Origin of the sequence: Cyanobium sp. T1G-Tous, assembly GCF_024345455.1 — a bacterium.
Taxonomy (GTDB): Bacteria; Cyanobacteriota; Cyanobacteriia; order PCC-6307; family Cyanobiaceae; genus Cyanobium_A.
Map to the genome: position 1 here is coordinate 1 of NZ_JAGQBD010000011.1, position 23997 is coordinate 23997.

The 23997-nt window shown below is 64.3% G+C and carries 35 protein-coding genes; 19 read left to right on the forward strand and 16 right to left on the reverse strand.

Going from position 1 to position 23997, the window contains the following annotated elements; all coding sequences use genetic code 11:
* On the reverse strand, window positions 1–281 hold a 281-nt coding region (locus KBY75_RS07730; protein WP_396098102.1), incomplete at its 3' end, for a chromate transporter.
* 394 nt (window positions 282–675) lie between these two features.
* Here KBY75_RS07730 and KBY75_RS07735 point away from each other — a divergent pair.
* Window positions 676–1746, forward strand: coding sequence for a hypothetical protein (locus KBY75_RS07735; RefSeq protein WP_255016878.1), 1071 nt, complete (start codon window positions 676–678; stop codon window positions 1744–1746).
* A gap of 966 nt (window positions 1747–2712) precedes the next feature.
* Here KBY75_RS07735 and KBY75_RS07740 read toward each other — a convergent pair.
* The 11 genes from KBY75_RS07740 to KBY75_RS07790 all read right to left on the reverse strand — a co-directional run bounded on the left by KBY75_RS07740 (window position 2713) and on the right by KBY75_RS07790 (window position 7436).
* The gene (locus KBY75_RS07740; protein WP_254929288.1) at window positions 2713–3162 is read right to left on the reverse strand and encodes a type II toxin-antitoxin system VapC family toxin; all 450 of its coding nucleotides are present in this window, start codon (window positions 3160–3162) and stop codon (window positions 2713–2715) included.
* Window positions 3149–3445 (reverse strand): AbrB/MazE/SpoVT family DNA-binding domain-containing protein, encoded by a 297-nt coding sequence (locus tag KBY75_RS07745; protein WP_255016876.1) that lies wholly within the window; start codon window positions 3443–3445, stop codon window positions 3149–3151. Before KBY75_RS07745 ends, KBY75_RS07740 begins: the two co-directional genes overlap by 14 nt.
* Before the next feature lie 63 nt (window positions 3446–3508).
* Complete coding sequence (locus tag KBY75_RS07750) at window positions 3509–3742, reverse strand: helix-turn-helix domain-containing protein (protein WP_254929290.1); 234 nt, start codon at window positions 3740–3742, stop codon at window positions 3509–3511.
* The gene (locus tag KBY75_RS07755; RefSeq protein ID WP_254929291.1) at window positions 3739–3942 is read right to left on the reverse strand and encodes a hypothetical protein; all 204 of its coding nucleotides are present in this window, start codon (window positions 3940–3942) and stop codon (window positions 3739–3741) included. The genes KBY75_RS07750 and KBY75_RS07755 overlap by 4 nt, the downstream gene beginning before the upstream one ends.
* A complete protein-coding gene (locus tag KBY75_RS07760; RefSeq protein ID WP_254929292.1) occupies window positions 3942–4598 on the reverse strand; it encodes a hypothetical protein in 657 nt (218 codons plus the stop codon). Before KBY75_RS07760 ends, KBY75_RS07755 begins: the two co-directional genes overlap by 1 nt.
* The gene (locus KBY75_RS07765) at window positions 4588–4857 is read right to left on the reverse strand and encodes a hypothetical protein (RefSeq protein WP_254929293.1); all 270 of its coding nucleotides are present in this window, start codon (window positions 4855–4857) and stop codon (window positions 4588–4590) included. The genes KBY75_RS07760 and KBY75_RS07765 overlap by 11 nt, the downstream gene beginning before the upstream one ends.
* Window positions 4850–5029, reverse strand: a complete 180-nt coding sequence (locus tag KBY75_RS07770; RefSeq protein WP_254929294.1) for a hypothetical protein — start codon at window positions 5027–5029, stop codon at window positions 4850–4852. Before KBY75_RS07770 ends, KBY75_RS07765 begins: the two co-directional genes overlap by 8 nt.
* Window positions 5004–5324: a hypothetical protein gene (locus tag KBY75_RS07775; protein ID WP_255023555.1), complete on the reverse strand. Its 321-nt coding sequence runs from the start codon at window positions 5322–5324 to the stop codon at window positions 5004–5006. The genes KBY75_RS07770 and KBY75_RS07775 overlap by 26 nt, the downstream gene beginning before the upstream one ends.
* Window positions 5272–6030 (reverse strand): hypothetical protein, encoded by a 759-nt coding sequence (locus KBY75_RS07780; RefSeq protein WP_254929296.1) that lies wholly within the window; start codon window positions 6028–6030, stop codon window positions 5272–5274. The genes KBY75_RS07775 and KBY75_RS07780 overlap by 53 nt, the downstream gene beginning before the upstream one ends.
* A 79-nt stretch (window positions 6031–6109) precedes the next feature.
* The gene (locus KBY75_RS07785) at window positions 6110–6817 is read right to left on the reverse strand and encodes a helix-turn-helix domain-containing protein (protein WP_254929297.1); all 708 of its coding nucleotides are present in this window, start codon (window positions 6815–6817) and stop codon (window positions 6110–6112) included.
* Between the two features lie 61 nt (window positions 6818–6878).
* Window positions 6879–7436, reverse strand: a complete 558-nt coding sequence (locus tag KBY75_RS07790; protein ID WP_254929298.1) for a hypothetical protein — start codon at window positions 7434–7436, stop codon at window positions 6879–6881.
* Between the two features lie 46 nt (window positions 7437–7482).
* Here KBY75_RS07790 and KBY75_RS07795 point away from each other — a divergent pair, with 46 nt between their 5' ends.
* The 15 genes from KBY75_RS07795 to KBY75_RS07865 all read left to right on the forward strand — a co-directional run bounded on the left by KBY75_RS07795 (window position 7483) and on the right by KBY75_RS07865 (window position 20003).
* On the forward strand, window positions 7483–7647 hold the full coding sequence (locus tag KBY75_RS07795; protein WP_254929299.1) for a hypothetical protein: 165 nt from the start codon (window positions 7483–7485) through the stop codon (window positions 7645–7647).
* Window positions 7634–7942 (forward strand): hypothetical protein, encoded by a 309-nt coding sequence (locus KBY75_RS07800; RefSeq protein ID WP_254929300.1) that lies wholly within the window; start codon window positions 7634–7636, stop codon window positions 7940–7942. Before KBY75_RS07795 ends, KBY75_RS07800 begins: the two co-directional genes overlap by 14 nt.
* Window positions 7943–7967: 25 nt before the next feature.
* Window positions 7968–10121, forward strand: coding sequence for a PriCT-2 domain-containing protein (locus tag KBY75_RS07805; protein WP_255016869.1), 2154 nt, complete (start codon window positions 7968–7970; stop codon window positions 10119–10121).
* Window positions 10122–10412: 291 nt separating this feature from the next.
* The gene (locus tag KBY75_RS07810; RefSeq protein WP_254929669.1) at window positions 10413–11120 is read left to right on the forward strand and encodes a hypothetical protein; all 708 of its coding nucleotides are present in this window, start codon (window positions 10413–10415) and stop codon (window positions 11118–11120) included.
* A 104-nt stretch (window positions 11121–11224) separates the two neighbouring features.
* Window positions 11225–11620: a hypothetical protein gene (locus KBY75_RS07815; RefSeq protein WP_254929670.1), complete on the forward strand. Its 396-nt coding sequence runs from the start codon at window positions 11225–11227 to the stop codon at window positions 11618–11620.
* Window positions 11621–11628: 8 nt separating this feature from the next.
* Window positions 11629–11994, forward strand: coding sequence for a hypothetical protein (locus KBY75_RS07820; RefSeq protein WP_255016868.1), 366 nt, complete (start codon window positions 11629–11631; stop codon window positions 11992–11994).
* Window positions 11991–12506: a hypothetical protein gene (locus tag KBY75_RS07825; protein WP_254929672.1), complete on the forward strand. Its 516-nt coding sequence runs from the start codon at window positions 11991–11993 to the stop codon at window positions 12504–12506. Before KBY75_RS07820 ends, KBY75_RS07825 begins: the two co-directional genes overlap by 4 nt.
* Window positions 12503–14068, forward strand: a complete 1566-nt coding sequence (locus tag KBY75_RS07830; protein ID WP_255016866.1) for a terminase — start codon at window positions 12503–12505, stop codon at window positions 14066–14068. The genes KBY75_RS07825 and KBY75_RS07830 overlap by 4 nt, the downstream gene beginning before the upstream one ends.
* Window positions 14069–14074: 6 nt before the next feature.
* Window positions 14075–14764 carry a sigma-70 family RNA polymerase sigma factor gene (locus KBY75_RS07835; RefSeq protein WP_254928844.1) on the forward strand — a complete coding sequence of 230 codons (690 nt, stop codon included), beginning with the start codon at window positions 14075–14077 and terminating at the stop codon, window positions 14762–14764.
* Between the two features lie 37 nt (window positions 14765–14801).
* Complete coding sequence (locus KBY75_RS07840; protein ID WP_254928843.1) at window positions 14802–16397, forward strand: DUF4055 domain-containing protein; 1596 nt, start codon at window positions 14802–14804, stop codon at window positions 16395–16397.
* Window positions 16394–16885 (forward strand): DUF1380 domain-containing protein, encoded by a 492-nt coding sequence (locus tag KBY75_RS07845; RefSeq protein ID WP_254928842.1) that lies wholly within the window; start codon window positions 16394–16396, stop codon window positions 16883–16885. Before KBY75_RS07840 ends, KBY75_RS07845 begins: the two co-directional genes overlap by 4 nt.
* A gap of 2 nt (window positions 16886–16887) precedes the next feature.
* On the forward strand, window positions 16888–17961 hold the full coding sequence (locus tag KBY75_RS07850; RefSeq protein WP_254928841.1) for a LysM domain-containing protein: 1074 nt from the start codon (window positions 16888–16890) through the stop codon (window positions 17959–17961).
* Window positions 17962–18061: 100 nt separating this feature from the next.
* Entirely contained in the window at window positions 18062–18964 is a 903-nt protein-coding gene (locus KBY75_RS07855) for a hypothetical protein (protein WP_254928840.1), read from the forward strand.
* 318 nt (window positions 18965–19282) lie between these two features.
* Window positions 19283–19633: a nucleotidyltransferase domain-containing protein gene (locus KBY75_RS07860; protein ID WP_254928839.1), complete on the forward strand. Its 351-nt coding sequence runs from the start codon at window positions 19283–19285 to the stop codon at window positions 19631–19633.
* Window positions 19620–20003: a HEPN domain-containing protein gene (locus tag KBY75_RS07865; RefSeq protein WP_254928838.1), complete on the forward strand. Its 384-nt coding sequence runs from the start codon at window positions 19620–19622 to the stop codon at window positions 20001–20003. Before KBY75_RS07860 ends, KBY75_RS07865 begins: the two co-directional genes overlap by 14 nt.
* 55 nt (window positions 20004–20058) lie before the next feature.
* On the opposite strand, the gene KBY75_RS07870 is transcribed toward KBY75_RS07865, so the two are convergent.
* Window positions 20059–20274, reverse strand: a complete 216-nt coding sequence (locus KBY75_RS07870; RefSeq protein WP_254928837.1) for a hypothetical protein — start codon at window positions 20272–20274, stop codon at window positions 20059–20061.
* 388 nt (window positions 20275–20662) lie between these two features.
* Between KBY75_RS07870 and KBY75_RS07875 the strand changes: the two genes are divergently transcribed.
* Both KBY75_RS07875 and KBY75_RS07880 read left to right on the forward strand, forming a co-directional pair.
* On the forward strand, window positions 20663–20806 hold the full coding sequence (locus tag KBY75_RS07875; RefSeq protein ID WP_254928836.1) for a chlorophyll a/b-binding protein: 144 nt from the start codon (window positions 20663–20665) through the stop codon (window positions 20804–20806).
* A 232-nt stretch (window positions 20807–21038) separates the two neighbouring features.
* Window positions 21039–21275, forward strand: a complete 237-nt coding sequence (locus tag KBY75_RS07880; RefSeq protein ID WP_254928835.1) for a chlorophyll a/b-binding protein — start codon at window positions 21039–21041, stop codon at window positions 21273–21275.
* A gap of 22 nt (window positions 21276–21297) precedes the next feature.
* Here the strand turns inward: KBY75_RS07880 and KBY75_RS07885 are convergent, their stop codons facing one another.
* Window positions 21298–21513: a DUF5615 family PIN-like protein gene (locus KBY75_RS07885; protein ID WP_254928834.1), complete on the reverse strand. Its 216-nt coding sequence runs from the start codon at window positions 21511–21513 to the stop codon at window positions 21298–21300.
* 513 nt (window positions 21514–22026) lie between these two features.
* Here KBY75_RS07885 and KBY75_RS15445 point away from each other — a divergent pair.
* Window positions 22027–22173, forward strand: coding sequence for a DUF1830 domain-containing protein (locus KBY75_RS15445; protein WP_396095281.1), 147 nt, complete (start codon window positions 22027–22029; stop codon window positions 22171–22173).
* A 415-nt stretch (window positions 22174–22588) separates the two neighbouring features.
* Here KBY75_RS15445 and KBY75_RS07890 read toward each other — a convergent pair whose 3' ends face one another.
* Both KBY75_RS07890 and KBY75_RS07895 read right to left on the reverse strand, forming a co-directional pair.
* Window positions 22589–22825 carry a Nif11-like leader peptide family natural product precursor gene (locus KBY75_RS07890; protein ID WP_254928833.1) on the reverse strand — a complete coding sequence of 79 codons (237 nt, stop codon included), beginning with the start codon at window positions 22823–22825 and terminating at the stop codon, window positions 22589–22591.
* A 70-nt stretch (window positions 22826–22895) separates the two neighbouring features.
* Window positions 22896–23996 carry a sensor domain-containing diguanylate cyclase gene (locus tag KBY75_RS07895; RefSeq protein WP_254928832.1) on the reverse strand — a complete coding sequence of 367 codons (1101 nt, stop codon included), beginning with the start codon at window positions 23994–23996 and terminating at the stop codon, window positions 22896–22898.
* Window position 23997 lies beyond the last annotated feature (1 nt).

Sequence of the window (23997 nt, forward strand, 5' to 3'; positions counted from 1 at the left end):
CGGCGGGGCCAATACCAAGCCATGGCCAACAGACCAGTGATCAACACAACCGGGATCAAGCGCTGGTCAAACAAGCTGAGTGCCAGAAAGACCACCGCAGCAAGCAACAAAGCAACCCGATCATTCCAATACTGATCAAGAATCTTGAAGCCCATGGAAAGGGCCATCCCTGCTGCCGCAGCCACCACCCCGGCCAACACCCGATCTACCGAGGGGATGGTGTGGAAATGGAAGTAGGCCAAACCCAGCCCCATCAACAGGCTGAAGGGGAGCAGCAACATGCCGGCCAGGGCTCCCAAAGCTCGTGAAATGGGGTCCTTCGGACCGGTTGCAATAACTGGATTTACTGGCTCAAAACCATTGTTGTCACTGGCTTTTGCCCTGCCAGCCGATGGCGGGCAGTGGCGGAGCGTGCCAAGCTTAAAAGGTGATTCTCTTGCAGATTCTCTTGCAAGGGGTGTCGTGCGTGCCTGATTTCCTAGAGCCGTGCCAAAAGCCACCACTGCCTCTCGCCCAGCACGGGCAGCCAAAGACCGTGGCTGGGTAGCAGCGCTGCGCTTGTCGCTCACCTCGGATCTGGGACCTCGCAGTGGCTGGACTGTTTCTGAGATGCGTGGGCGGGTTCTGCTGAACGTCTCAGCTTCTGCCGCAGGTGGTGCACGCCAGCAGCGGGTTTTGCTATTTGATTGGGCCGCTTCTGAGCGGCAGGCCATTCATGCAGCCATTCTTGCTATTCATGCCGATTACAGCGATGGCGTACCCCTTGATCTAGCCATCGAGACTCACGCGCGAATTCCTACGGAGGAATCAAGCCATATCAGATTGACGGTTAGCGAAGCAATCAACTGGCCTCAATTAATTCAAGGATTCAAAGATCACAAACTCAGCAGTGGGGCAATCAAGCAGAGCACCTGGGATCAGCTCTATTGGCGGCGAATGGGTGTAATCCTCGAGGCCGTTGGCGGAAAGCGTCGACCCATTTCACCTAAACAATTACTGGAGGGCGTGATTGAGTCCTGGAAGGACAGGCCCGGATCGCGTGGCCGTCAGTTACAGGTTCAATTCACGGCAGCACTTTTACGTTGGGGCGTCGATTCAGAACGCTTACCTTCATCCTGGGCACCGCCGCTTGATCTCTCTATCTATGTGGGCCGCAAGCGAGAAGAACGGGGGATTACAACACCCATTGAGACCAGCCATGTGCTGGATTTGGCAGAGGCCATACCTGATCTGCGCTGGCGATTGGCGTTTCAGTTAATGGCTGCCTACGGTCTGCGGCCGGAAGAATTGCAACACCTGGAGTTCCAGAAAGGGCAGCTCTGGACCACCTACCAGAAGGTTTCCAGTCGAGGTCGCACCCGATCAAGGGTTTTGCGACTGCTGCCATGTGACGAATGGGCCAAGCCCTGGGAGCTCGAGAAAGCATTTCGAGCTGACCGCATGCCGCCGATGCGACCAGGTCATGGCGCTGAGGACCTTGGCACCTATATGCGGCGGCGTCCTCTCTGGCAACAGCTACGGCGCGAATATGAAGAAAAGGGCGAAAAGCTGGTTCTCTATTCCTGCCGCCACGGTTATGCCCATCGCGCTCACGTTATTTGCGAGCTACCGCCCAAGGTGGTTGCAGCAGCCATGGGCCACTCAGTGGAAACCCATCTTGCTGCTTACAGCCGTTGGTGCGGAGATGACGTGGTTGATGATGCCTTTGCGAAAGCAGCGCGCCGCTTAAGCGATGAAGCACTTTGACGCAGGTTGAGATGGGCAGGATCCTTGCACTGACATAGAGGCCTAAAGCTTTTTGCCTGAGCCGGTTGTATTCCTGCTCATCAATCAGACCCTTCTCACGCAGCTTCATGAGCTCGTTAAGCCTTTCTTCCACTGATTGAATAGATGAATCAACCATGCGTGGCGGTTCGATTTCATCATTTTGGTTGAGCACCGCGACTAGCAGCTTCCGAGATTCATCCCCAACCCTGTAATTGCGATACTTATCCCATGTCGTCTTAATAGTTACAGGGATGCCGTCACTAGCCACCATCGCCTGCCTTAGCGCAAGTGGCAAGTAATATCGATACCGGCTCTCGTCGGTCATTACCACATCAAACTCTTGGCTCCCGACGCTGATCTTTATACGAGAGTCAGGCTTTGGGAAGGTGATTGTATTGCAGCCGCCAGCCAGTGCAAAACATGTGCTCTCGTATGGCTGTAGCTCCAAGTAATAACTACTCCACTTTGAAGTGTAGCCGTCATAGAAATGACAAGAGATGAAGCAAAGCCTGCCCCTGTAAGCCTGATCGAAAAGCACCTTTCGATGCCACCTTGACCCGTCGAGAGTACTTTTGAAAAAGGTAGCGCCTTTGCCTTGTAGTCCCTGATGTACAAATCAAGGTAGTTGACAACTTCATTGCTGCTGGAAGGCATGTTCTCGACCGCTATCACAGGCAGTGCAATGTGAAAGCAGACGAGAGTTGCTATCAAGGCACTTCTTCTTGTTCTCATCGGAGGGGCTAGCGCAACCCACTCCTAGCCGCTGCCGACTCGAGGGGATTCATTACAGGCATGAATCTTTGCCTAGAGAAACTCAGATCTCCGCCGGCCATTCGCTACTAGATCTCTCCTGTAGTTGCAACTTCCTGGCTTGAGCCTGCAAGACAAGCCACTCTTCGGTAGGAGCGTGTGCCTCTGTTGAGGCTGCGCTTGCTGGCCATTTGGCTACGGGAGGGCAGGCATTAGGCCAAGCGTCTGTGCCGCTTGCTGCATCCGAATATCGAAGCTGGCCAGCTGGGTGCAGCGGCTGTGCAGCGCCACCGCCAAATGCAAGGCGTCACCAGCCCGCAGGCCGAGGGCCGGATCCTGAAGCAGCTCGGCCGCCTGACGGAAGCGGCCGCGATCGAGCGAGCGCAGTTCAACTCCGCCCTGCAGCAGGCGCTCGAATTGCTCCCCAGCGGCCAGGCGTGCCTCAGCACTGAGGCCGTGAAGACGCTGCTTCATGCCAAGGGCGCTGTGGGTTTCGGTGATCAGCCAGTCGCTACTGATCAAGGGTTCGCGGGACTGCGCAAACCAGTCGAGGGCGAGCGAACTGCTCTCTTCCGGGGTGAGCAGAGCCACCACGACGCTGGTGTCGAGATAGATCATTGATGGTCTGTCATCACCAGCGCTCACCAGCGCGGCACTGCTCGATCACCGATGGGGTGAGGGGCATGGTGGCCTGCAGCTGGCGCAGATCGGTGGCAAGAGCAGAGCGATCCAGCTTGCGCAGAGGCTCCAGGCTCAGGCGGCCGTCTGGTCCAACGACGATGTCGATCTCATCGCCTTCTTGCAGCCCGGCCTGACGCAAGCAATCCGCCGGGAGCCTGACCGCCAGGCTGTTCCCCCAGCGGCGGATCGCTTGCGGGAAGTGCTGGCTGGCGTCAGCTGAACGACCTTGAGGTTTGGACTGGGTCAAGGAACGCCTTGGGCCGTTCCCGGCCACCCGTAGAGACACGACTCTACGTCCGGCTTGTGGCTTTCAGTGCCGCAGATGCCGCCTGCTCCAGCCCGTGATGCTGGCCTCCACGTTTTCCAGGTGCCACTGCAGGGGCCCTTTGCCTTCGGTGCAGCCCCAGCGGCGAAAGTGCTTGCCGGGTTGCAGCACCCCGCGCAGCCGCAGCTGACGCAGGGTTTCGCGGCTGATGCCGAGTAATTCACAGGCTTCGGCGGTGCTGATCCAGGCCCGAGCTGCTCGAGGAAAGGAACTGGTCATCGCAGCAGAGGGCTAATGATTGATCTCGGCACCGGTCCAGCGGTGACCAGCAGCAAGGTGCTCACCTGAAAGATCAGCACCAGCCAGAGCAACTGATGCAGGTGCCGCAGGTTGGTGATCGACACCAGGGTGTGGCGATGCTGCGCCCGGCGGCAGAGCGGCGGCAGCTGGGGTCGCCGTGGGGTGGAAGGCCTGCTCATCAGAAGGGCAGCTCCTCGTCGTCACCGAACTCGTCGGCGAAGTCATCGCCGGCGTCCAGGGGGATGGCGCGCTGCTGACGTTCAGCGCTCTGGTCATTGCGATAGGCCTGCTCCGCCGCTTCTATCCACTGGTTGCTGGTTCCTTCTGTGAGGTGCACCGGCCCGTAGAAGCCCACCGTGACGTTGCGGGGCACCGCATCAGCCTCGGCCTGGGTCTCAATCTTGGTGCCCTTGGGGTTGCCGTCCTGGTCGTATTGCAGCGCCCAGCGGGTCTCCAGCGTCAGCACGTCGCCGACGTTGAGCTTGCCGCGGCGGTGCTGCTTGCGGGCTTCGATCCAGTCCCCGAAGCCCTTGGCCTTGAGGATCACGCGCACCCGCTCGCCGGGTGCCGGCACCGCGGCCTCATCGCCGAGCTTGGCCTCCATCGTTGTGCCCGGCATCGCCACGCAGTGGATGACGATCTCCTGCTTGACCTTGGGGTTGCCGCTGCGGTCCTTGCCGTTAGGGATCGGCTCCATCTCGCCCGTAGCCAGGTTCTTGCGCAGCCGGTTGCGTTGCTCGGTGCGCACCACCGCCAGCTGGGCCACCTCGCCGAGGCGCTGCAGCCGGATCACAGGGGCGGCGCTGCGGGCGCCGTCGTTCAGTTCAATCGCCATGAGAAGAGGTGTGGGTGTTGAGGGGAGGGAGGGGATCGAGTCCTGCGCCCAGGCGCATCAGGTGATGGGCGGCGCCACTGATCGAGAGGCCGTGCTGCTGGCGCAGCTGCTCCAGCACCTGCCAGACATCGCTGCGCACCTTTGCTTGCAGGTAGTGGCCCGGGTCTCGGCTGGCGGACTGCTCGTGTTGCCGGTGGCCGTAGGCAATCCGGCGGTGGCCGCCGCGTGGTGCGGGAGGTGCGGGTATGTGCTCAGCCATCGACGATCCACTGGGGCGTCCGCCCCGGCGCAGGTGGGCACCGCTGGATCGCCACCAGCCGCAGCTCCTCGATTGCCGCGCCGAGTCCATCGACGTCATGGATCAGGGCCGTGGCCCGCTGGGGCAGGTGGAACTGCCAGGCCGCCTCAGGGCTGGATGTCCAGACCGGCATCCACTGGCAGATGGTCTGCAGGAACTGGCCGGTGACCTTGTGCTGCAGCAGCCAGTGGCGGCTCGCAGCAGCTTTCGACGGCGCTGGCGAGCCAGCGCAGCAGATGAAGGTCACAGGCCCCCCGCAGCAGACCCTGGATGCGGCCATCGGGGACATCCCGGTAGAAGCGATCGGCCAGGTCGCGCTCGCGTTGATCGGCCACGGCGTTGAGCAGGAGAACGGCATGGCGCAGTTGCAGCTGCTCATCCGATCGGCTCCGCGAGTTCCCGCTCGAAGCGGTCGATGAAGTCGGCATGGCGGCGCTGGGTGACGCGATCGGTGATGGTGCGGGCGGTGCTCGGCACCTGGAAGTGGGAGCGGAAGGCGATCGTGAAGCGCTTCCAGCTCTCCTTGTCATTGCGGGCCATCGCCTTGAGCATCGCGGTGAGGGTGGTGATCTCTTCTGCGCTCAGCGGCTCGAGCTGGGGATCGAGGGGCTCAGCAGTAGAGGGGGTCTCCAGCTCAGGATCCAGAAGCTCCTCGTCGCCTTGCTCGGGCATGACTCCCTCTGGCGCGTGCTCAATCACTGCCTGAGCTCCAGCGGCTGATGCGGATGGGGCCGTGGTGACAACCTCGGCCTTCTGCTTTGGAGTGCTCTCCTCGTCCTTGCTGGGGCGAGGAGATGCGAACACGGGAATGCCTAGCAGGCCGGCGAGCAGGCGGGCGCTGATCGAGAAGTCGGCGTCGTAGCTGTCGTCATCGGCACTCTGCTGGGAGCCACCCTTGTGCATGAGCAGCACCGTGGTGCCGCCGCTGCCGCTGCGCACCGAGAAGCTGAAGCCGCGCGCAAAGGCCGGCTTGGCGGCCTCGATCACAGCCAGCAGCGTCAGCTCACTGGCGGGTTGCAGTTGGGCCTGGAATTCCGAAAGGGCCTCCGCCATCTGGGCTTCCGCGCGCCAGTGCTGCTGATGGGGCGAGAGCGGCTCCGCCTCAGGCGGAGCATGGTGAACAAGGGGATCCATAGGGCCTAGGGCGGGACCGTCGCCCGCATGGCGCGAATCTTAGGGGCTCGCTAACGCAAGCCGCAATACCTCCTCGGAACTACGAGGCCTTGCTGCTTTGCTTGGTTGCTGGTGCTGAGCAGCTCTCCTTCCAGCTGCGGATCCAGCACTCCGGCAGCCATTCGCCGTCCCATAGCTCCTGCAGGTCGGCCGGCTCGTAGTCGCCAAAGGAGGTGAGCACGGTGCGTAGCTGCTTGCGTTGGCCCGCCGGAGCCAGCCGGGCAATCGCCTGAATCGCCTCGAAGGGATCCAGTCCACTGCTCTCCACCGCCTGGCTGACCTGATCTCGCCAGGCGCGGCTCAGCTCCTGTGCCTCCTTCATGGCAACCGAGGGGGCCTCGGGACGGGGCTTGACGGCGTAGGCGGTTGGTACTGGCCGCAACCCGACGTAGCAGCTCCAAAGCTCGATCGGCCCCCAGGGGCTGCCGTCGTCATCGACGATCGGCGTGGCGTCCTTCAGCCGCTCCTTGAGGGCCTGGGTCTTGATCCGGCCCCAGTCCTTTTCAATTAGACGGCGATTCACCTCGGCGAGCTGGAAGAAGGCCGGCCGGCGCAGCTCGCCGGCCTTGCCCTGCTCGATCACGCTGAGGTTGCCGTAGCTGATCGCGGCGAAACCAGCCTCCTTGCCCCAGTCGGCCACGGTGTACTGGGTCCAGCCGTTGCGCTCGCGCCACTGCCGCAGCATCCGCCCGAAGGCGAGGCGCGCATCGGCCTGGCGAGCCTCGATGTCAGCGAAGGATTCGGCCATGCCTCACAAGGCTGAGGTTTTCAGGGCAACGCTAAGGCATAGGACGCGATACGCCCAGCAATCACAAGCCTTGCTGCAGCTTGGCTCTCCTGGGTGCCTTCTCGTCCTTGGTGCTGCCCGAGGACTGGAGCGGGCCCCCTTTTGCTCGGCCGCTAATCCGCTGCAGCTGCGCCAGGGAGATCAGAGCGGCCGCCTCCTGTTGCAGGGGCGCCGGCCAGCAGCAGGCTGTGCGCAGCCGCTGCTCCAGCGCCCGACGCGATGCGGCAGGTAGCAGGGCCACCGGATCGAGAACCCTGGCCTGCGGCCCCAGCGTCCAGTCGTCGCGCTGACATCCGTAGACCCAAGTCCGGCCATCGGGAGCGGTGGCCGACTGGCAGGCCCCCAGCTGATCGCGCTCGATCCCAATCGCCAGGCGCCAGCCGCTGAGCAGGTCGAGCCGCATCACGCCCCACCAGATCTGCTGCCAGGGGCGATCCGCCAGAAAGGCCTCGCCGGCAATCAGGCGCTCCAGCGCGGCGGCGATCTCGCTAGCGCAGCAACGGCTCATGGCGGCAGGACGCGGCGTCTCCACGCTCTTGCCGGCGAGTCCGCCATAGAAGAATTTTCCTCGCCCTTGCAAGGCTGGGGCAATCGGGATACGGTGCAGCTCCCAGCGATGCCGAGCCTTGCGTCCTCTTGCAGTACGCCTGCCCGCCGAGCTGATCCTCTGGCTGGACGAGAACCGCGGCGGTGAGCCGCGCACCACCTTCCTGCGTTGGATCCTGCGCGAGCACATCCGCCGCCAGCAGAAAGCCGCCCAGCGCCTCAGCCGCTCCCATGGCCAGCGCTGATGGCCCGCCCCAGGGCAGCTGGCGGCCCCGCAGCCCCGCCCATCGCCGTCTGGCCCGATCGCCCCGGGACTTCTCCGCGTTCCGCCGCGGTGATCGGGTTGGGGTGTTCCTTGGCTGCCACTGGAGCGGCGGACTGGTGGTGGCGCTCAGCGGCGCCTCCGCCCTGATCAGCGCCCGCCGTCTGCCCGGCGGTCCCCGCCGCTGCATCGCTGTTCACGACGCCCGCAACCTGGTGCCCGCCGCTGAGCTGCGCCCCGTTGACGCAACGGCGTCCTGCCAGCCCCGCCTGCTCTGACCTCCCTTCGCCCTCAGGTCTCCTGATGCCCCTGCATCCCCAGCTGATCGAGAGCCTGCAGGCGATCGATTCCGACTGGGCTCTTTTGCCGATCGATGGCCGCAAGCGACCGGTAGACCCCCAGAGCGGTCAGCCCCTGGAGGCCTGGGCCCGTTGCCGCTACGACCTCGACGCGATTGCCGCCCTGGCGGCTAATCCCCATGTTCAGGCGGTGGGTCTGCTGCTGGGCTCAGCATCGGGGGTGTTGGCAGTGGATTTTGACGGCCGTGGCGCCGGGGCCTGCTTCCGGCGGATCTACGGGCGTTCACATCGGGAGCTACCGCCGACGGTGGGCTGGTCATCGGGCCTGCCGCACCGCGGCCAGCTGGCCTTTCGGGTTCCCCGTGAGCTCTGGCCGCTGCTGCGGGGGCGCCGCTGCTGGGTCAGTGGTGGCGAAGTCGCCTCCAGGCGCACGGTCTTTGAGCTGCGTTGGGAGGGTCATCAATCGGTAATCGCCGGCGCTCACCCCAGCACTGGCGGCTACCACTGGATCACCGGCCAGTCGCCGGCAGAGCGGCAGGTGGCTGATGCACCCGAGTGGCTGCTGGAGCCGCTCTTTAAGCAGCCGGATGAGCCGACCACCGCCGAGTACGCACCCTCGGCCCAGGACGTGCCTCGAGCCCTGGAACTGCTGCGCCACATCCAGCCCCGGGAGGACTACGCCAGCTGGTTGGCGATCGGCATGGCGCTCCACGCGGTGGACCCGGGCCTGCTGAGCGACTGGGTGAGCTGGTCACGCGGCTGCACCAACTTCGATGAGGCCGAGTGTCTCGCCAAGTGGAGCTCCTTCAAGGGGAGAGGGGTGACGATCGGCACCCTGCACCACTACGCCGGGCTCGATGGCTTCCACTACAGCCGCGAGCCAGCTGCCAGCCTGGGCCCAGAGCGCACCGGCCAGGCCTCGCTTCCCCCACCCGCTGAACCACCGCGGGATGAGCAGATCGCTGAACTGCTGGAGCAACTGCTCAATCTCCTGCTCGAAACGCGGGACACCTGGGCGCAGGAGCAGGCCGTCCGCGCCTCCCTCTGGAGCCTCGGGGTGAATGGCCAGGCGATCGACGAGCGTCTTTATTACGCCCTGGCAGTGCGCTGGCAGCTGCCGCTGCAGAGCTCCCATGGCGGTGGCAGCCGCAATCGCCGGCTTTGCGATCCGATCGCCTCGCCGGCGGAAGACCTACTGCCGGGTTTCCTGCTCTGGCGCCGCGATCACCTGCTCTTTGGAGCGGGCGGCACCGGCAAGACGATGGCGGCGGCCGCCATGGCCGTTTGCTGCATCAAAGGGCTGCCGTTCCTCGACCAGGAGATCCCACCCACCCGCAGCGGCCGGGTGCTGTGGATCGGCACCGATGGCGGAGAGGGCGCCCGGGCCATGGTGCGCGAATACCTGGAGGACCTGGGCTATGCCGATGACCCGGAGGTCATCGAGCAGCTGACCATCTGGAGCGCCGAACCGGCCGAGGCCATGCCCTCCTGGTGCTGCACCCCATCGGGTCTGCAGGAACTGCGCCAGGAGCTGGCCGCCGGCGACTACGCACTGGTGGTGATCGATTCGCTCAAGGCGGTGCTCGAGCTGGCCGGGGTGAACTTCGGGATCGGGCCGGTGGGCACCCTGCTGCGGCTGATGCAGGCGCTGGTCTGCCGTCATTGCTCGCTGCTCTGGCTGCACCATCCAGCCGGCGGCAAGAGCGCCGGTAAGGGACTGCAGGCCGCGGCCGGCAACCAGAACATCAACCAGATCCCCTCAGCGGTGCATCAGCTCACCCGCAAAACCAGCGACCGCGGCCCCTGCAATGTCTGGAGCGTGCACAAGCTGCGCGGCAGTCAGCCTCGGGAGTTCAGCTACCGCCTTACCGAGGACGGCTTTGAGATCACAGAAGGCGTGATCACCCGCAACTGCCGCGTGGCGGTGATGGATGCGATCGAGCTGCGCCAGGCCGGTGGCCTGCCCAGCAGCACCCCCTACCTCTGCAACGACCTGGGCACGTTCCATGAGGGCTCCGTGCGCAACAACCTCACCTGGTTGCGCAAGCGCGGCCTGGTCCGCAAGGGCGGCACCGCCTGGTGTCTGACACCCCAAGGCCAACGGGTGCTGGAGCTGACCCGCCAGGGCAGTGGCGGCTGTGAAGGCTGGTTGCGATGACCTCTGCCAACCCTCACTTCCACCCTCTCTCCCTCCCCCTATCCAAAGAATGAATGGATGATTTTTTCTCTGATAAAGCCTGCAGTGCAGTGGTTCTTAGCGTTCAGAGCGGATGGAAAAAAAGATGAACGGCGATGAAACCTCCGTGATTTCACCGATTCACCTGTGCTCATCGCTGAATCAAGCTGGCGCAATCCTCGAAAGCCGCTGCTGCGCGGAGGATCTGCCGGAATTTTTCACGCCTTCACGCCCCTCTCCTAGGGACACCCCCTCCCCCTTGCTGCGTCCGGCATGAACACCACCTGGCTCGATCCCATCCCCGGTCTGCAGCGCCGTGATCCGGAGCACCGCTACTGGCTGGGCGACCACCTGTTCCCGGTGTCGATCACCGGTGTGCTGCAGGTGGCCAAATCCAGCTATGCCCTGGCGCGAATAGAAGCCAGCCGGCCGGTGTGGGAACCGCGGGGCAACACCTGCCACCTGGCCCTCGAGCTTTTCCTGGCCGGCCGCTACCGCCAGGACGGCGATGTCGATCTTGCCGAGGTGCTCAACCGCCTGACCAGCGAGGAGGACTTTCTGGATTACCGGGAGTGGATCGAGCCCTTGATCAGCCACGAGCGCTGGGACGAGGTGGAGGTGCTCGCCTCGGAGCGAGCCACCTGCTGTCTGGTGCGCAACGTCGCGGGGACCTTTGATGTGGCGTTCGTTGATCTGCAGCTTCCGGTGAGCGGCGGCCGGCCGGCTGGCGTGAGCGGCCCGGCGCGGGTGCTGGCGGATCTCAAGAGCCTCTCGGCCAGTGGCAGCACCTACTGCACCCGGGCCCAGATCGGCGGCTACATGGCGCTCGAATGGAGCCATGGCCACTGGTACGACTACGGCCAGACGCTCTGGTGCCGTCCTGGCCGCAGCCAGTTCTCGCCGCTCTATTCACGGTCGGAGTGCCTGAGCGCCTGGGCCGCGGCCTGGGCCCACTACGCCGGCCACTATCGGCCCTTCTGATAGCCGCAACCTTGCAATCGAAAGGTATTACTTGCGGCTTGCATTAGCGAGCCGCTAACTTTCCTCGCAATGGCAGGGCTGTTCGTCCCTGTTGCTGAGGCTCCGTGGATCTCGCTCCTGCTGCCCTGCGCCCTGCGCAGGCCGATGTCTCGCCAGGCGTTGGCCTCGGCGCTGTTGCGGCTGACCCTGCTGATCTCGATGCGGTGCTGGATCGGATCACGGCGCTCAAGGCTTCCCAGAAGACAATCGACGCCGAGCTGGCGCCCCTGCTCGACGCCCTCAGCAGCGCCCTCGATGCCGGCGAGCTCGATGCCTCCTTCTGCCACAACGACTTCAGCTTCTGCTGGTCCGCCGGCCGCACCAGCTACGACTACCCCGAGCCGCTGCGGCAGCAGGAGCAGCGGCTCAAGCAGGGCCAGAAAAACGCGATCGCTTCAGGCCAGGCGACGGCCAGGACCGGCCAGCCCTTCTGGACCGTCAAGGCACCCCGGTCCAGCTGAGCAGCGCCATGGCCAATCCCCAGAAGCGCAAGGGTGACGCGGCAGAGCGGGAGGCCTCCCAGCTGATCGCCGATCTTTTGGCAATGCCGGTGCGGCGCAAGCTCGGTGCCGGCCGCACCAACGGCGCCGGCGGCGACATCGGCGACATCGATGGCGTGCCCGGTCACGCGATTCAGATCGCCAGCTGGTCAGACGTGGCCGCGGCCGCCCGAATCAAGCCCGGCGAGGCCCAGCTCCAGGCCGCCAATGCCGGTGTGCCCTTTGCCGCCACCTGGGTGCGCTTCCGCGGCGGCACCTGGCGGGTGGTGCTCACCCCCGAGCAGTGGGCCTCCTACGTGCGCGCGGCGCTGCCGCAGGGAGCGGTGGCCGCATGAGCCGAGCCCAGGCCACGACGGCGGAGCTGTTTGAGCTGCTGCGCGATGCCGCCCCCCAGGAAGACGACGACGGCACCCCCCGCTACCCAGACCCCCAGCCGGCCGGTTCCCCGCGGGGTCTGGCGACTCGCTTTCCGCACCAGAAGCTGCCGCCCCGCCCCTCCGTCGCCGAAGTGGAGCGCCGCATCGCCGAGGCCCAGCTCTGGATCGCCCAGCGCCTACCACTGGTGACGATGCGGGCAAATGCGGCCGCTTCCTGGGGGGTGAGCAACACCCGCACCATCAACCGCTACCTCGATCTGGCTCGCAAGCGGATGGTGGAGGAGCTGATCAGCAACCGGCTTGAACACCAGGCCCAGCACATCTATGCGCTCTACGACTGCGCCCGCCGCGCCATGGATGCCGAGCAGTTCTCTGCAGCCGTCGGCGCCCTGCGGGTGATCGCCGAGATCGGCGGCCTGCTGCGGGCACCGATCAAGCCGCCCGACCCCCAGGGGGCCAAGGCCCCATGAGCACCAGCGCTGTGCCCTCTGCCGGCGGGCTGTTGCTGCAGGGCACCACCGACCTCTGGGCTGACTGGGGTCTGCTGGGGGTGCCCGATCCCGACCGCCAGAGCCAGCGCCGCCTGCCCCAGAGCTTCCAGGCCTTCATTGCCGAGGCCTACCCCAGCTACCGCTTCCACCGCTGGACAGAGGTGCTGATCGGCCTGCTGCAGGCCGTGGCTGACGGCCAGCTCTCGCGTCTGATCGTCACCTGTCCGCCGCGGCTGGGCAAATCGCTGCTCGTCTCCAAGCTGTTTCCCGCCTACTGGATCTCCCGCTACCCGAACCTGTTCTGCGCCATCGCCTCCTATTCCGGTGAGCTGGCCTATGCCCACTCCCGTGAGGCGCGCCACTTCTACAGGGTGAGTGGCCATCCGCTCTCCAAGGATTCCGCCGCCGTCGGCAACTGGCTCACCCCCCTGCGGGGCGGCTGCATCGCTGCCGGCGTCAACGGACCCTTCACGGGCAAGGGCTATTCGCTCGGAATCATCGATGACCCCTACAAGGGTCCGGCTGATGCCAGCTCAGCTCTTATCCGCGAGCGGTTGATCGACTGGTTGCGCACCGTCTGGTTCACCCGCTCGGAACCAACCGCCAGCACGATCGCGGCCCAAGTGATCGTGCTCACCCGCTGGGATCACCAGGACATGGTGGGCTGGCTGATGGAGCAGGAGGGCGGTGATGCCCCCCAGGGCTGGCACCTGCTCAACCTGCCCGCCATTGCCGAGGTTCCCGCCGAGCGGCAGCAGTTCCCGCCCACCTGCACCGTGCAGCCCGACTGGCGCCAGCCGGGTGAGGCCCTCTGCCCGGAGCGCTTCCCGCTCGAGGAGCTGCTCAAGATCCGCTCCCGCATGGGCTCGTACTGGTGGCAGGCCCTCTACCAGCAGCGACCGACCCCGGCCCAGGGCTACGTGTTTCTGCGCCAGTGGCTGCAGCCACCCCAGAACCGCCGGCAGCGGCGCTACAGCCCGCTGGTGCTCTCCTGCGACCTGTCGTTCAAGGGGGAGGACGACTCGTCCTATTGCGCCTTCATCCTCCAGGGACTGCTGCTGCCGGAACCCCACAGGGCAGAAGCCCAGACCAGCCCGGCCCCAGCCAGGCAGGAGCTCGACATCGAGGTGCTCTGGGCCACCCGCCATCACTTCGGGTTGCCCGAGACGATCCGCTTCCTGCTGCAGACCCTCTCGGCCCTGGAGCAGCAGGGCCTGCGTCCCCATGCCGTCCTGATAGAAGACGCCGCCAACGGCCCGGCGGTGCTGCAAACCCTGCGCCGCAAGGTGCCAGGCCTGCTGCCGGTGCCCGCCCGCGGCAGCAAGGAGGCCCGCGCCCACGCTGTTGCTCCCCTGGTGGAGGCGGGCCAGGTGCGCTTTCACCACCGCGCCGATCCCCTGGTGCAGGAGATGCTGCGCTTCCCCAAGGGCACCAAGGATCTGGTGGATGCCTTCTGCCATGGGGCCCTGTGGCTGGAGACCCGCTACTGGCGCGGCCTGGGCATCCAGAAGGAGCCGGTGCCGATGCTCCTCTCCCGCTGAGTCGCCATGGCCGTCTTGCTCTACGCCGCAGCAGCCAGCACCCCGTCCGGCAGTACCCAGCTGCCGCTGCCCCTACGCCCCGCCGTGCCAACAGCGCCCCACGCCCATCAACGCCGCAGGCTGCCCTGCAGCCACCGGCCCCATCCGCCCGCTTGGCACATGCAGCTGGTGCTGGCCTTCCCCGATCCGATCCCGCCACCACCACCGCCGCCACCTCGGCACCGGCACCGGCAGCGATCTCAGCCGAGGCGGCGTCCCGTTCACCCCCATGCCGCCGCCAATGCCCTGGTGCTGCAGCACCTGGATCTGGCCGAGAAGATCGCCGGCAACTTTGCCCGGCGCACGGTTCACTGCCGCGACGACCTGCTGCAGCTGGCCACCCTCGGGCTGATCAAGGCCGCCCGCCGCTACGAGCCCGGCCGCGGTCCGTTCCGGCCCTATGGCCGCACCTTTGCCAACGGCGAGATCACCCACTGGCTGCGGGACCATGGCTTTTTGATCAAGGTGCCGCCCACCTGGCGGGAGCTGCATGTGCGCGGGCAGCGGCTGCTCCAGCAGGGCCGGGCTCTCGCCGAGCTGCCGGGACTGCTGGGGATCACTGCCGAGCAGTGGCAGGAGATCGTCCTGGGTTGCAGCCAGCGGGTGGTGGCCTACGACAGCGCCGCCATGCCGGATGACAGCAGCGACCTCCCCTGAGGGCCGGTGGCAATAGCCAGCAGTTCCCCCGCATCCAGTGGCCCCTGCTTCCGCCAGACGCCGGCGCGCTGCCAACAAGTGGGCGCCGCCCACCCCGGAGGAGCTGCTCGCCGATGCCCAGCAGCCCAGCTCCGCTTCCTTCATCCCCTGGATGGAGCACCCCACCCTCTCGGGACTGCGCGAGCGGCTGCAGCTGACCTTCGATTGCTGGAACCTGCTGGATGCCCCCGATGGCAGCAGCCGGCGCTCGATCTACCTACCCCCCGGCCAGCAGGAGCCGCCCGATTGCTACCGCCGCCGCCTGGATGCGGCGCGGCCAACCGGCTTTTTCCGTGATGCCTTGCGCACCTACGCCGGCATGCTCGCCCACTGCCATTGGCTGTCGCTGCCGGCCTCGCTGCTGTCGGTGCTCACCGATGTGGATGGCCGCGGCACCGACCTGGGGGTGTTCCTGTTCCTGGCCGACCTGCTGGTGCTGCGCGATGGCGGCTGCCTGATCCTGCAGCTGCCGCCCATCCACCGCTGGCCCTCAGAAGGGGACCGATTGGCGGCCCTGCAACGCGGCGATCGGCTATCGCTGCCGCGGCTGGCCCTAGTGCCCCGCAGCGACCTGCTCAACTGGCGCCTGCCCAGCCCCAATGGCCTGCCGGCGCAGATTGTCTGGCGCGAACCGGATCCAGAGGCCATCGCCCCGGTGCTGCAGAGCTCGGTGCCCCAGCAGATGCTGCTGGCTCACCACGGCCTGCTGCCGGAGCTCGATCACTGGATCTACCGGGTGGCGACCCTCAGCGACGACGGCCTCGTCTACCGCAGCTACCGGGCCCAGGCCTCGCCGCAGCAACCCGGCGGCCATGAGGCGCAGCTGCTTGCCAAGCCGGAACTGTTCCCCCAGCAGCACACCCTGCCGGCCTTCTGGTACACCGCCGATGGGGCGGCCTTCGGGGAGGGGGACCTGCCCCATCTGGGCCTCGCCAACCAGTACCTCAACCACTACCGCTGCAAGAGCGAATACGAAGACCTGCTCTCCCGCACCGCCCTGCCCGTCGGCGTGCGCACCGGCATGGTCGATGAATACGGCTTCCGGCGGGGCGAGCACGGCGAGGCCTCCAAGCCCGATCAGCTCGTGCTCTCGACCTCCACCTTCATGGACCTGCCCCAGGGGGTGACCTTCGAATGGGTGGAGATCCGGGCGCGCTCGTTGGCCGAGCACCGCGCCTACCTGCAGATCCTCGATGACACGATGCGGCGCGATGCCCTGATCCCCTCTCAGAACCGGGGTGCCGCCCGCACCGAGATGGAGGTGTCGCTCACCGCCGGCCAGAGCTACGCGCTGCTGCAGTCGATGGCGACGCAGAAGACCTCGATGTTTTCGACCTTGCTGCAGCAGTGGTGCCGCCTCAGCGGCGAGCGGTTGGCAGACAACCCCGGGCTCTCGATCACCGTGACTCCGCTCACTCCGCCCAGCCGGCCCCAGCCCTCGATCGGCGAGTGGCTGACCCTGCACGAACGGCAGGTGATCAGCACAGAAGAACTGCGCCATCAACTGGCCCTTGCGGCCGGTTCGGGGCTCACCGCCCCGGTGGGTTACAGCCGCAGCGATCGCATCGCCCCGCCAGGCACCCCCCTGCCATGAGCGAGCCACTTTCCGTAGTCCTCTGGCGGCCGAACGACTTGGAGGCGGTACGCGTAGCCATGCGCATCCCCGTCACCCCGGCCTCGATCCGCGCCATTGCTGAAGCCATGCAGCAGCTGGAGCGCCACTATCCCGACGCCATCCCCGCAGCCCAGGGCCACCTCGATGCCATCGCCGCCATCGACAGCCAGCTCGCCGCCCTCACCGCTGTCGATCTCGCCTCACCTGTGAAGGTGTCGCGCAAGGGCGCCGCCGGCGAGCCGCCTGACACCGCTCCCATGAAGAAGCTCGATGTGATCGAGTACGACACCTCGCTCTTCCTGGAAGAAAGCGAGACCGAATTCGCCAGTGGTGCTCCCTCCGCCGCATCGGTGCTGCAACAGCAGCGCCGCAGCCATAGCGATGCCGTGTTGCTGGTGCTGCCGCGGCTGGAGGGCTGGATCCCCCAGCGCGGCGGCAGCTTCTCCGGCCACCTCTGCCGCGGCTGACGATGGCGCCGTTATCTCCCCTGCCGCTCTGGCTGGCGCTTCAGGCCCATGCCAATGCCCGGTTGATGCTGTTTCAGGTGGACCGGCCGAACAGCCGCGAACCGCAGCCGATCGCCCGCCACGTTTTTGACCTGTTTCTAAAGTTCGATCAACTGGTGGGCAGCCGCGACAACGGCCCGCTGGTGGACACCGGCGACAACGCCTACGCCGGTTACCTCTGCCGCGCTGCCGTGCTGCCTCTCAGCACCACCAACCCCTGGGACTGGCTGGCTGCTGAGCAGGACTGGAGCACCCCCGGCTTTCGCGGTGCCATCCCCCTGCCCTGGGATCCGCAGCTGCTCGGCACCGTGGTCGCCCCTTGCGAGGGCGTGATCTGGCTGGGCGATCTGGTCCTGCTGGAGCCAACTGGCGTGCTGCCCAATAGTCCTCGCGCCCAGTTCGCCGCCTGCTCAGTGCTGCAGTTCGGCGCGGACTACGGCCCCGGTGGCATCGGCCGGCTGACCCAGCCGCTGCTGGGGGAGCGCCTCTCGCTGGTGCTTAAGCCCCACCGAGTGCTGGTGCTGCGAGATGGCGACAGCCTCAACGGCCTTGCGGAGCGCTACGGCACCACCGTGCAGACGCTGCGGCGCATCAACCCGGCTCTTGAGCGCTACGAGGAGATCAGCACCACCGCTGGCGACACCCTCTCGCTCTTGGCCGGACGCCATGGCACCACCGTCGACTACCTGCGAGACCTCAACCCGGAGCTGCTGCGCTCGGACGGTCACACAACACAGCAGGGCGACACCCTCAAGAGCGTGGCCGCGGCATACGACACGACCGTGACCACCCTGCGCAACTACAACCCCGACTACACACGCTGGCCCCAGAGCGATCCCCTGCCGGTCGGCGTGGTTCTGGCGGTGCCAGCGATCCGGCCCTCCACGCCGCTGGATCCCGGTCAGGCCCTGCTGGTGCCGGCGGTGCGCCCTTCGACGCTGCTGCCTGGTGGCGGCTGGATCTACCTGCCGGAACCCCGAGCCGCTGCGGCGGAGAACTGGGATCTGGACATCGACCCGACACCCTCCAGCGGCTGAGGTGACTGCCGCTGCCGACGGGCTGCGGACGGTGCTGGCAATAGGAGAGGCGAGCGCAGCCCGGATGGGGCGCTTCGCAGCACCACAGCCGTGATGGGTGATGCCTCTCAACAACCAGTTCCAGGCACCGTTCGGTGCCACCTTCCAGCAGCTGCAGCAGCAGCCCAACCAGGAGCCACCTGCCTCCCAATCACCTGCAGGCCATGCCGACGAGGACACCCTGCTTGACGAGGAGCTCGACGACGGCTCAGGCCTCGACAGCACTGACCTCGACCCAGAAGCCGACAGCATCTCGGCTGAGCCCGCTCCCACGCCTGCCCCGGCACCGGCTGCGGATCCGCTGAACGCTGAACGGCGCCGCAGTAACCAACTGGAGAAGGAGCTACGCAAGATGCGCCAGCAGCTGGCCCGCTTCTCGGAGATCAACCCCGAGGAGTACAGCCGCCTCCAGGACGCCGAGCGCAAGAAAGAGGAGCTCGAGCGCCAGGTGGCCGAACGCGAGCGCCAGCTCAACGATGCCAATCGCCGCAAAGTGCTCAGCGTGGAGAAGGAGCGCGATGAAGCTCGCCAGCAGGTGCTGGGCCTGCGCAAGGAACGGCTGCTGGAGCGGCTCTTCTCGGAGGCCGATGGCCGTCACGGCGGCGATGTGCGCGGCACGTTCTTTGACATCTTCAAGGCGCAGTGCGGCAGCTCCTTCCGCCTGGCTGCCGATGAGCACGGCCGCGACCTGCTCGAACCGGTAGACGGCAAGGGCCAGGTGCTTACCTCCGATGGCGTGGTGATCTCCGCTGCGGACTACGTCGAGGAGCTACGCGGTCACCCCGTCTATGGCTTCCTGTTCCAGCAACGGGGTGCACCGTTCATGGCGTCGGTGCCGGAGCTGACCTTCGATCACAACGGCGCACCGGTCAGCCTGCAGTCGATGAGTACGGCAGAGCTGTACCTGGCGTCGATCCGCAAGACCACACCCAAGTCGCGCAACCACAGCCCGGTCTCACCCTGACGGGGCGCAACTACACCCGCGCCAACCGAACGGCATTCAAAAGGGGGGTATACCCCCAAAAACAGGAATGCTGCGGAACCCTGCTGCTCAAATGTCCCAAAAACTGGAAAATGCCGGTTCAGCTGGGAACCATCGGTTGGCCTGCTCTGGTTGAGGGCCGACACGGGCCGGTGGCCTGAAACCCTGACCAGGCGGGAGCGGGTGGAGGGTCGCCGGCAAGAGGCCTGCTGCGCATTGCATCGGCACCGGCGCTGCCGGCTCTGCTTCGGGTTGTGCATTTGAGCCGGGCCGCGGCATCCTGTAGGCCGAGGTGAGCCGATGACCAAAGCTCCTGCTGCCGCGATCAGCGAATTCCAGCTGCAACAGATGGCTGCCGAGATCCGTGATGAGATCCCGGGTGCTGAGGTGCGCCTGTTTGGCTCCCATGCCCGCGGGGAGGCCCGCCTTGATTCCGACGTGGATCTGTTGATCACCGCCAGCGATAGCTGGCTGAGTCAGCACAACCGCTTTGACACCCTTGGCAAGCTCTGGCGGCGGTTGTCCCACCACCGGATCCCAGTGGACCTGCTGCTCTATTCCCACAGCCAGGTGGCGCAGAAGAGGCACTGGCTCAGCCATGTGATCGCCCGGGCTTACCAAGAAGGTCGCGTGCTCCATGGCCAGTCCTGAGGCCCAGGCCCTGCTGCAGATCGCTCGCCGCGATCTCAAAGCGGCAGAGGTGTTGCAGGATCCGGCCGTTGATGAAGCCAATTGGGGCTTCCAGATTCAGCAGGCGGTGGAGAAGGCCCTCAAGGCCTGGCTGTTCAGCCTTGGCGAGGAGCCACCACTGATCCACAACCTCACGGCGTTGCTGGACCGGGTTGCTGATGCGGGCGATGTTGTGGAGCCGTTTCTGGCTCTGGAGGCCTTCACGGTGTTTGCTGTGCAGTTCCGCTACGACGCGGAGCCTGAACCCATGGAGCTGAATCGCCCTCAGTGGCAGCAGCGGGCCGTGGACCTTGTGGAGCACGTCGAACGTATCGTGCACGAGGGCTGCTGAGCTGCAGGTACATCAGTCTTGGTATGAGGAAGGGGGCCGTGAGGCCCCCCTGGGCTCAGATCACCGAGACGGTGCAGCCCTTGGTGCCTTGCATTGCCTTGGCGATCGAGAAGGCTTTTTCCGCCGGCACGAAGCGCATCTTCTTGACGGGCTTGCCGCGGCGGCCAAAGAACTGCTGCTCGCAGGGATGGGCACCGCCTTTGATGCCAGCGGGATAGAAGTGGACCACCACGCGGCGGATTTCGCAGCTGGGGGCAGAACTGGCGGCCATGGGATTGGGCGCGAGGGACCCAACCGATCAGCCCGGCGTGTGATGGAGAAGGCAGGGGCGGCGTTACGCCGCTTGCGCAGCCCTTGCCGAGCCGCGCCGCCAGGGCACCGTGCTGGGGCCCCTCGAGACAGCCCAGCCGCTAGCGCCCTGTGCTGCTGACCGGTCGCTGTGGTGCCACAGGCAGAGCAGTGGCTTTAAGCGGTATCCAGACCCGCTTGCTGAGCAGCGGCAGCGGCGGGCTTGCCGGGATCTGCGCTGTGTGGTGGCTGGCTGGAGTGATGGCAGGGCAAGGCGAGGCAGCGCTGCTACAGATCGGAATCAGGCGGGAACCCGCCCGAGTCAGGCGCTTAACGCCCCGTTACAGTTCTCGTAACAAACCGCAACACTCATGGCTGAGCCCACTCCCCGCTTCGGATTCGTTGCCTTCGCCGAGACCTGGAATGGCCGTCTGGCCATGCTCGGCTTCGTGATCGGCCTGGGCACCGAGCTGCTCACCGGCCAGAGCATCCTCGGCCAACTGGGCCTGGGCTGATCCCATGAGCACCGATTACACCGCCGCTATTGCCACCGTTATCGCCCTTGTCGTTGTGCTCGGTGGCATGACGACCTACATGCTCAGTCGCCCTACCGACCTTGCCCCGAGGGCTAGATGATCGCCACCCTCTGCGTTGTGCTTTTTGGCTCCTGGGTCATGGGCGCACTGCTCCAGCCCGATCTTGCGGACTGACGGTTTCACTTTCAGCCCACCCCTGAACACCTCCCCAATGATCAATACCCCCGCCAACAACCAGTGGCTCGAGCACCGCGCTGAGCAGCTGATCCTTCTCGATCAGCTCAAGCGCGCTGAGCTCTTCAATGGCCGCGCCGCCATGCTGGGCATCGTGCTCGGCATCGTCACTGAGGCCATCACCGGCTCGGGCATTGCCCACCAGATCGGCCTCGGCGCCCTGGTGGATGGCTACGCCGCCTGCCGAACCCAGTTCCTGCCTTTCTGCTTCTGAGCCATCCCCAGGACCTTGGCCCTCAGACCCCTGGGCTTTGCTCGGGGGTTTTGTTTTGGCTGGGCCGGATCTCCGCCCAGGGCTCTCCACTGGCCAGCAGGTCAATGGCTTGTGGCACGGTTGTTGCCAGGACTTGCTGCAATTCGGCATTGCTGCAGTTGCCCATCCGCAGCCAGATGACATGGGGAGGTGGGCCCTGAGCATCGAGCAGGTGGATGAAGTCCCGATCTTTGGTCATCACCACGGCAGTGCTCTGGCGTGCGGCCTGGAAGATTTTAGGATCGGTGCATCGCGCAGACCGAGTTCGCGCACGGCCACGGCCTTGATCCCGACAGGATCATCAGCCATGTGAGGAGGATGCTTGCCTGAGCGGCTCAGCTGCCGAACTTCAGCCTGAGCTAGCAAATATTGAGACTACTTGCATTTCCGCGTAAGGCAGTCATGCATGCACCTGCTGGCCACCAGGGACGCGCACGGCCAGAGACTTTCAGTTCAGGACATCAGGGATGAGGTAGTGACCCTGCTCCACATTCTTTACGGACCTCCGGCTTCCCTGACGCGTGTCGCATTCGCCACCCATTGCACCGTTTAGGAGCTCAGCACCAGGCCCCCCCCGAACCCAACGGGAAGTCCCAAGAGTTAAGTACAGACAGCCTGCCCCATTTGGGGACAATCGCCAAAGCGGTGCGCTTGGCGACCGTTACGGCACAAAAGATTCGACATCGTGGTCCTCACAGCACAAGCGAGAATCATGGGCGACCATCACTACCGTAACGATTGCGGCCAGATGGTGATCCTGCGCTGTATCGGGCTAAACGCTTTCTTCCAAGAAAAGATTGTTTTTCCTCTGGAAGACTGGCTATTTGATTGTCCATCAGAGAGCCGGGTTGACATCTAGACTCATGGTCTGACTGGGGTGGAATTGCTCGATTCAATCTCCGCCAATGACCTGCAGATAGCCGGTGATATTGTTAGTACCCCTGGAAGAGAACTGGATCAGAGGAATCTCAACGCACCAAGCTGCGAGCAACAGAGAGGAACGTCCGTAACGCCATTAACCCGGATGCTTGTCCATAGCTGAAAGTAGGAGTTCGGCCAACCTCCCGACTGGTTGACCTCTCTGCAGCGCCCCAATCTCGGCCTCCAGATCGCGAACCAGCTCCCCGCAGCCGATAGGAACTGCAACAGGTAAGGCGTCTTGGGCAACCCCCTTCCCCGCCCTTTCACCGTTGCAGATTGCATGCCGCAGTCAGCAACGGTGGCCAGCCTCTCATCCGGAGCAAATCGCCTCGGCTGGAAACGATCCCCTCGATTCACCCCCGCCAGGTGGGCAGGTCGCCACTAATCAGGGTGCCACGAATACGCCAGAGCGCCTCGGGTGACACCTCAACGCCGTGCTCAGCGGCCAGCTTGGCTGCAGCATCGGTGGAAGCGGTGGCACGCAGAACCTGGGCCAATGCGGCACCGCGCTCCAGCAACTCCTTGAGCTGGTGCAGGGCTGCAGCGGAAGGATTTTCGGCCTGGGAGGCCGACAGATCGCAGGTGGCCATGGGGACCCCTTCTTATAGTTCTACTAGTCTGTGATGTCGGCCCGATGGGCCTGGCTTGAGGCCGACACCGTCAGCTGCTGGTATCAAGCCAGGTCACATGCTGGATGCAAGGAGACGGCTCTTGTTCACTCATAGCGTTATGCTTCAAGGTTGATTTTGAGGCGCGCATGTGAGCCTCAGCTTGATTAAGCAGTGCAGGTATGCTGATATCATCCGCGCTGTAAACCGGCATGGACTGAGATGATCCCGCCGAACACGTGATGTCTACATTAATAGAGAATGTATCTTTAAACTTTTTACTAGATTTCGATAGATTTACATCCAATCTTTCAAGCAGTATTCTGACAAGGCCATTGGGATTCTCGGCAATGAGTATAACGGCAAACTCATCGCCAGAAAGTCGAGTTGGCACATCGCAGTGGGAGCCGCTACGTACTGAGGCTTGGAGTGCAGATGCGAAATGCTTGATAAAAAAATCACCGGCCTCATGTCCATAACTATCGTTAACAAACTTAAGCCTGTTTAAGTCGAAATAAAGGAAAATAAGGCAATGATGGGCTGACGCTGCGATATTGATTAATTGGTTTGCAAACGAAAAAAAGGCTCTTCGATTGCTTAGCCCTGTAAGGGGGTCACATGAGGCATATTGCATATTGGCAATGTCCGCCTCGACGCAGTTTGCGAGTTCAATCATGCTATTTATTTTCTCGTCGGTGGGGCTCATTGGTGATGAGCTGATTCCGCACAGTGTCCCTAGGGGCAGACTTGTCGCCTTGTCTCGTATCTTCACGCCAAGGTAAAAGCGTATTTTAGGACCATCAACAACTAACGGATTGCCCTTGAATATTTGGCTGCTACTTGCGTCTTCAACAAGCAGTATCCTACCTTGCTGATTAATGGCGTGCCCACAAAAAGATACTCCACGACTTGTTTCAGAACATCCAATATTGCCCGCATCGCTTTTAAACCATTGCCTTTCTGCATCAACCAAGGATATCAGGCAATGCTCAACTCCAAGCAAGGCTTTGCCTATGCGTGTATAGCGATCAAACTTTTCTTCTGGTTTGGTATCAAGAATCTTAAGGCCTAATAGAATTCTGAGTCGTTCAACTTCTTTGAAGTGATTTTCTGGGGGAGAGAAGGTTTCTACGTCTACTTTTTTATCTTCCATC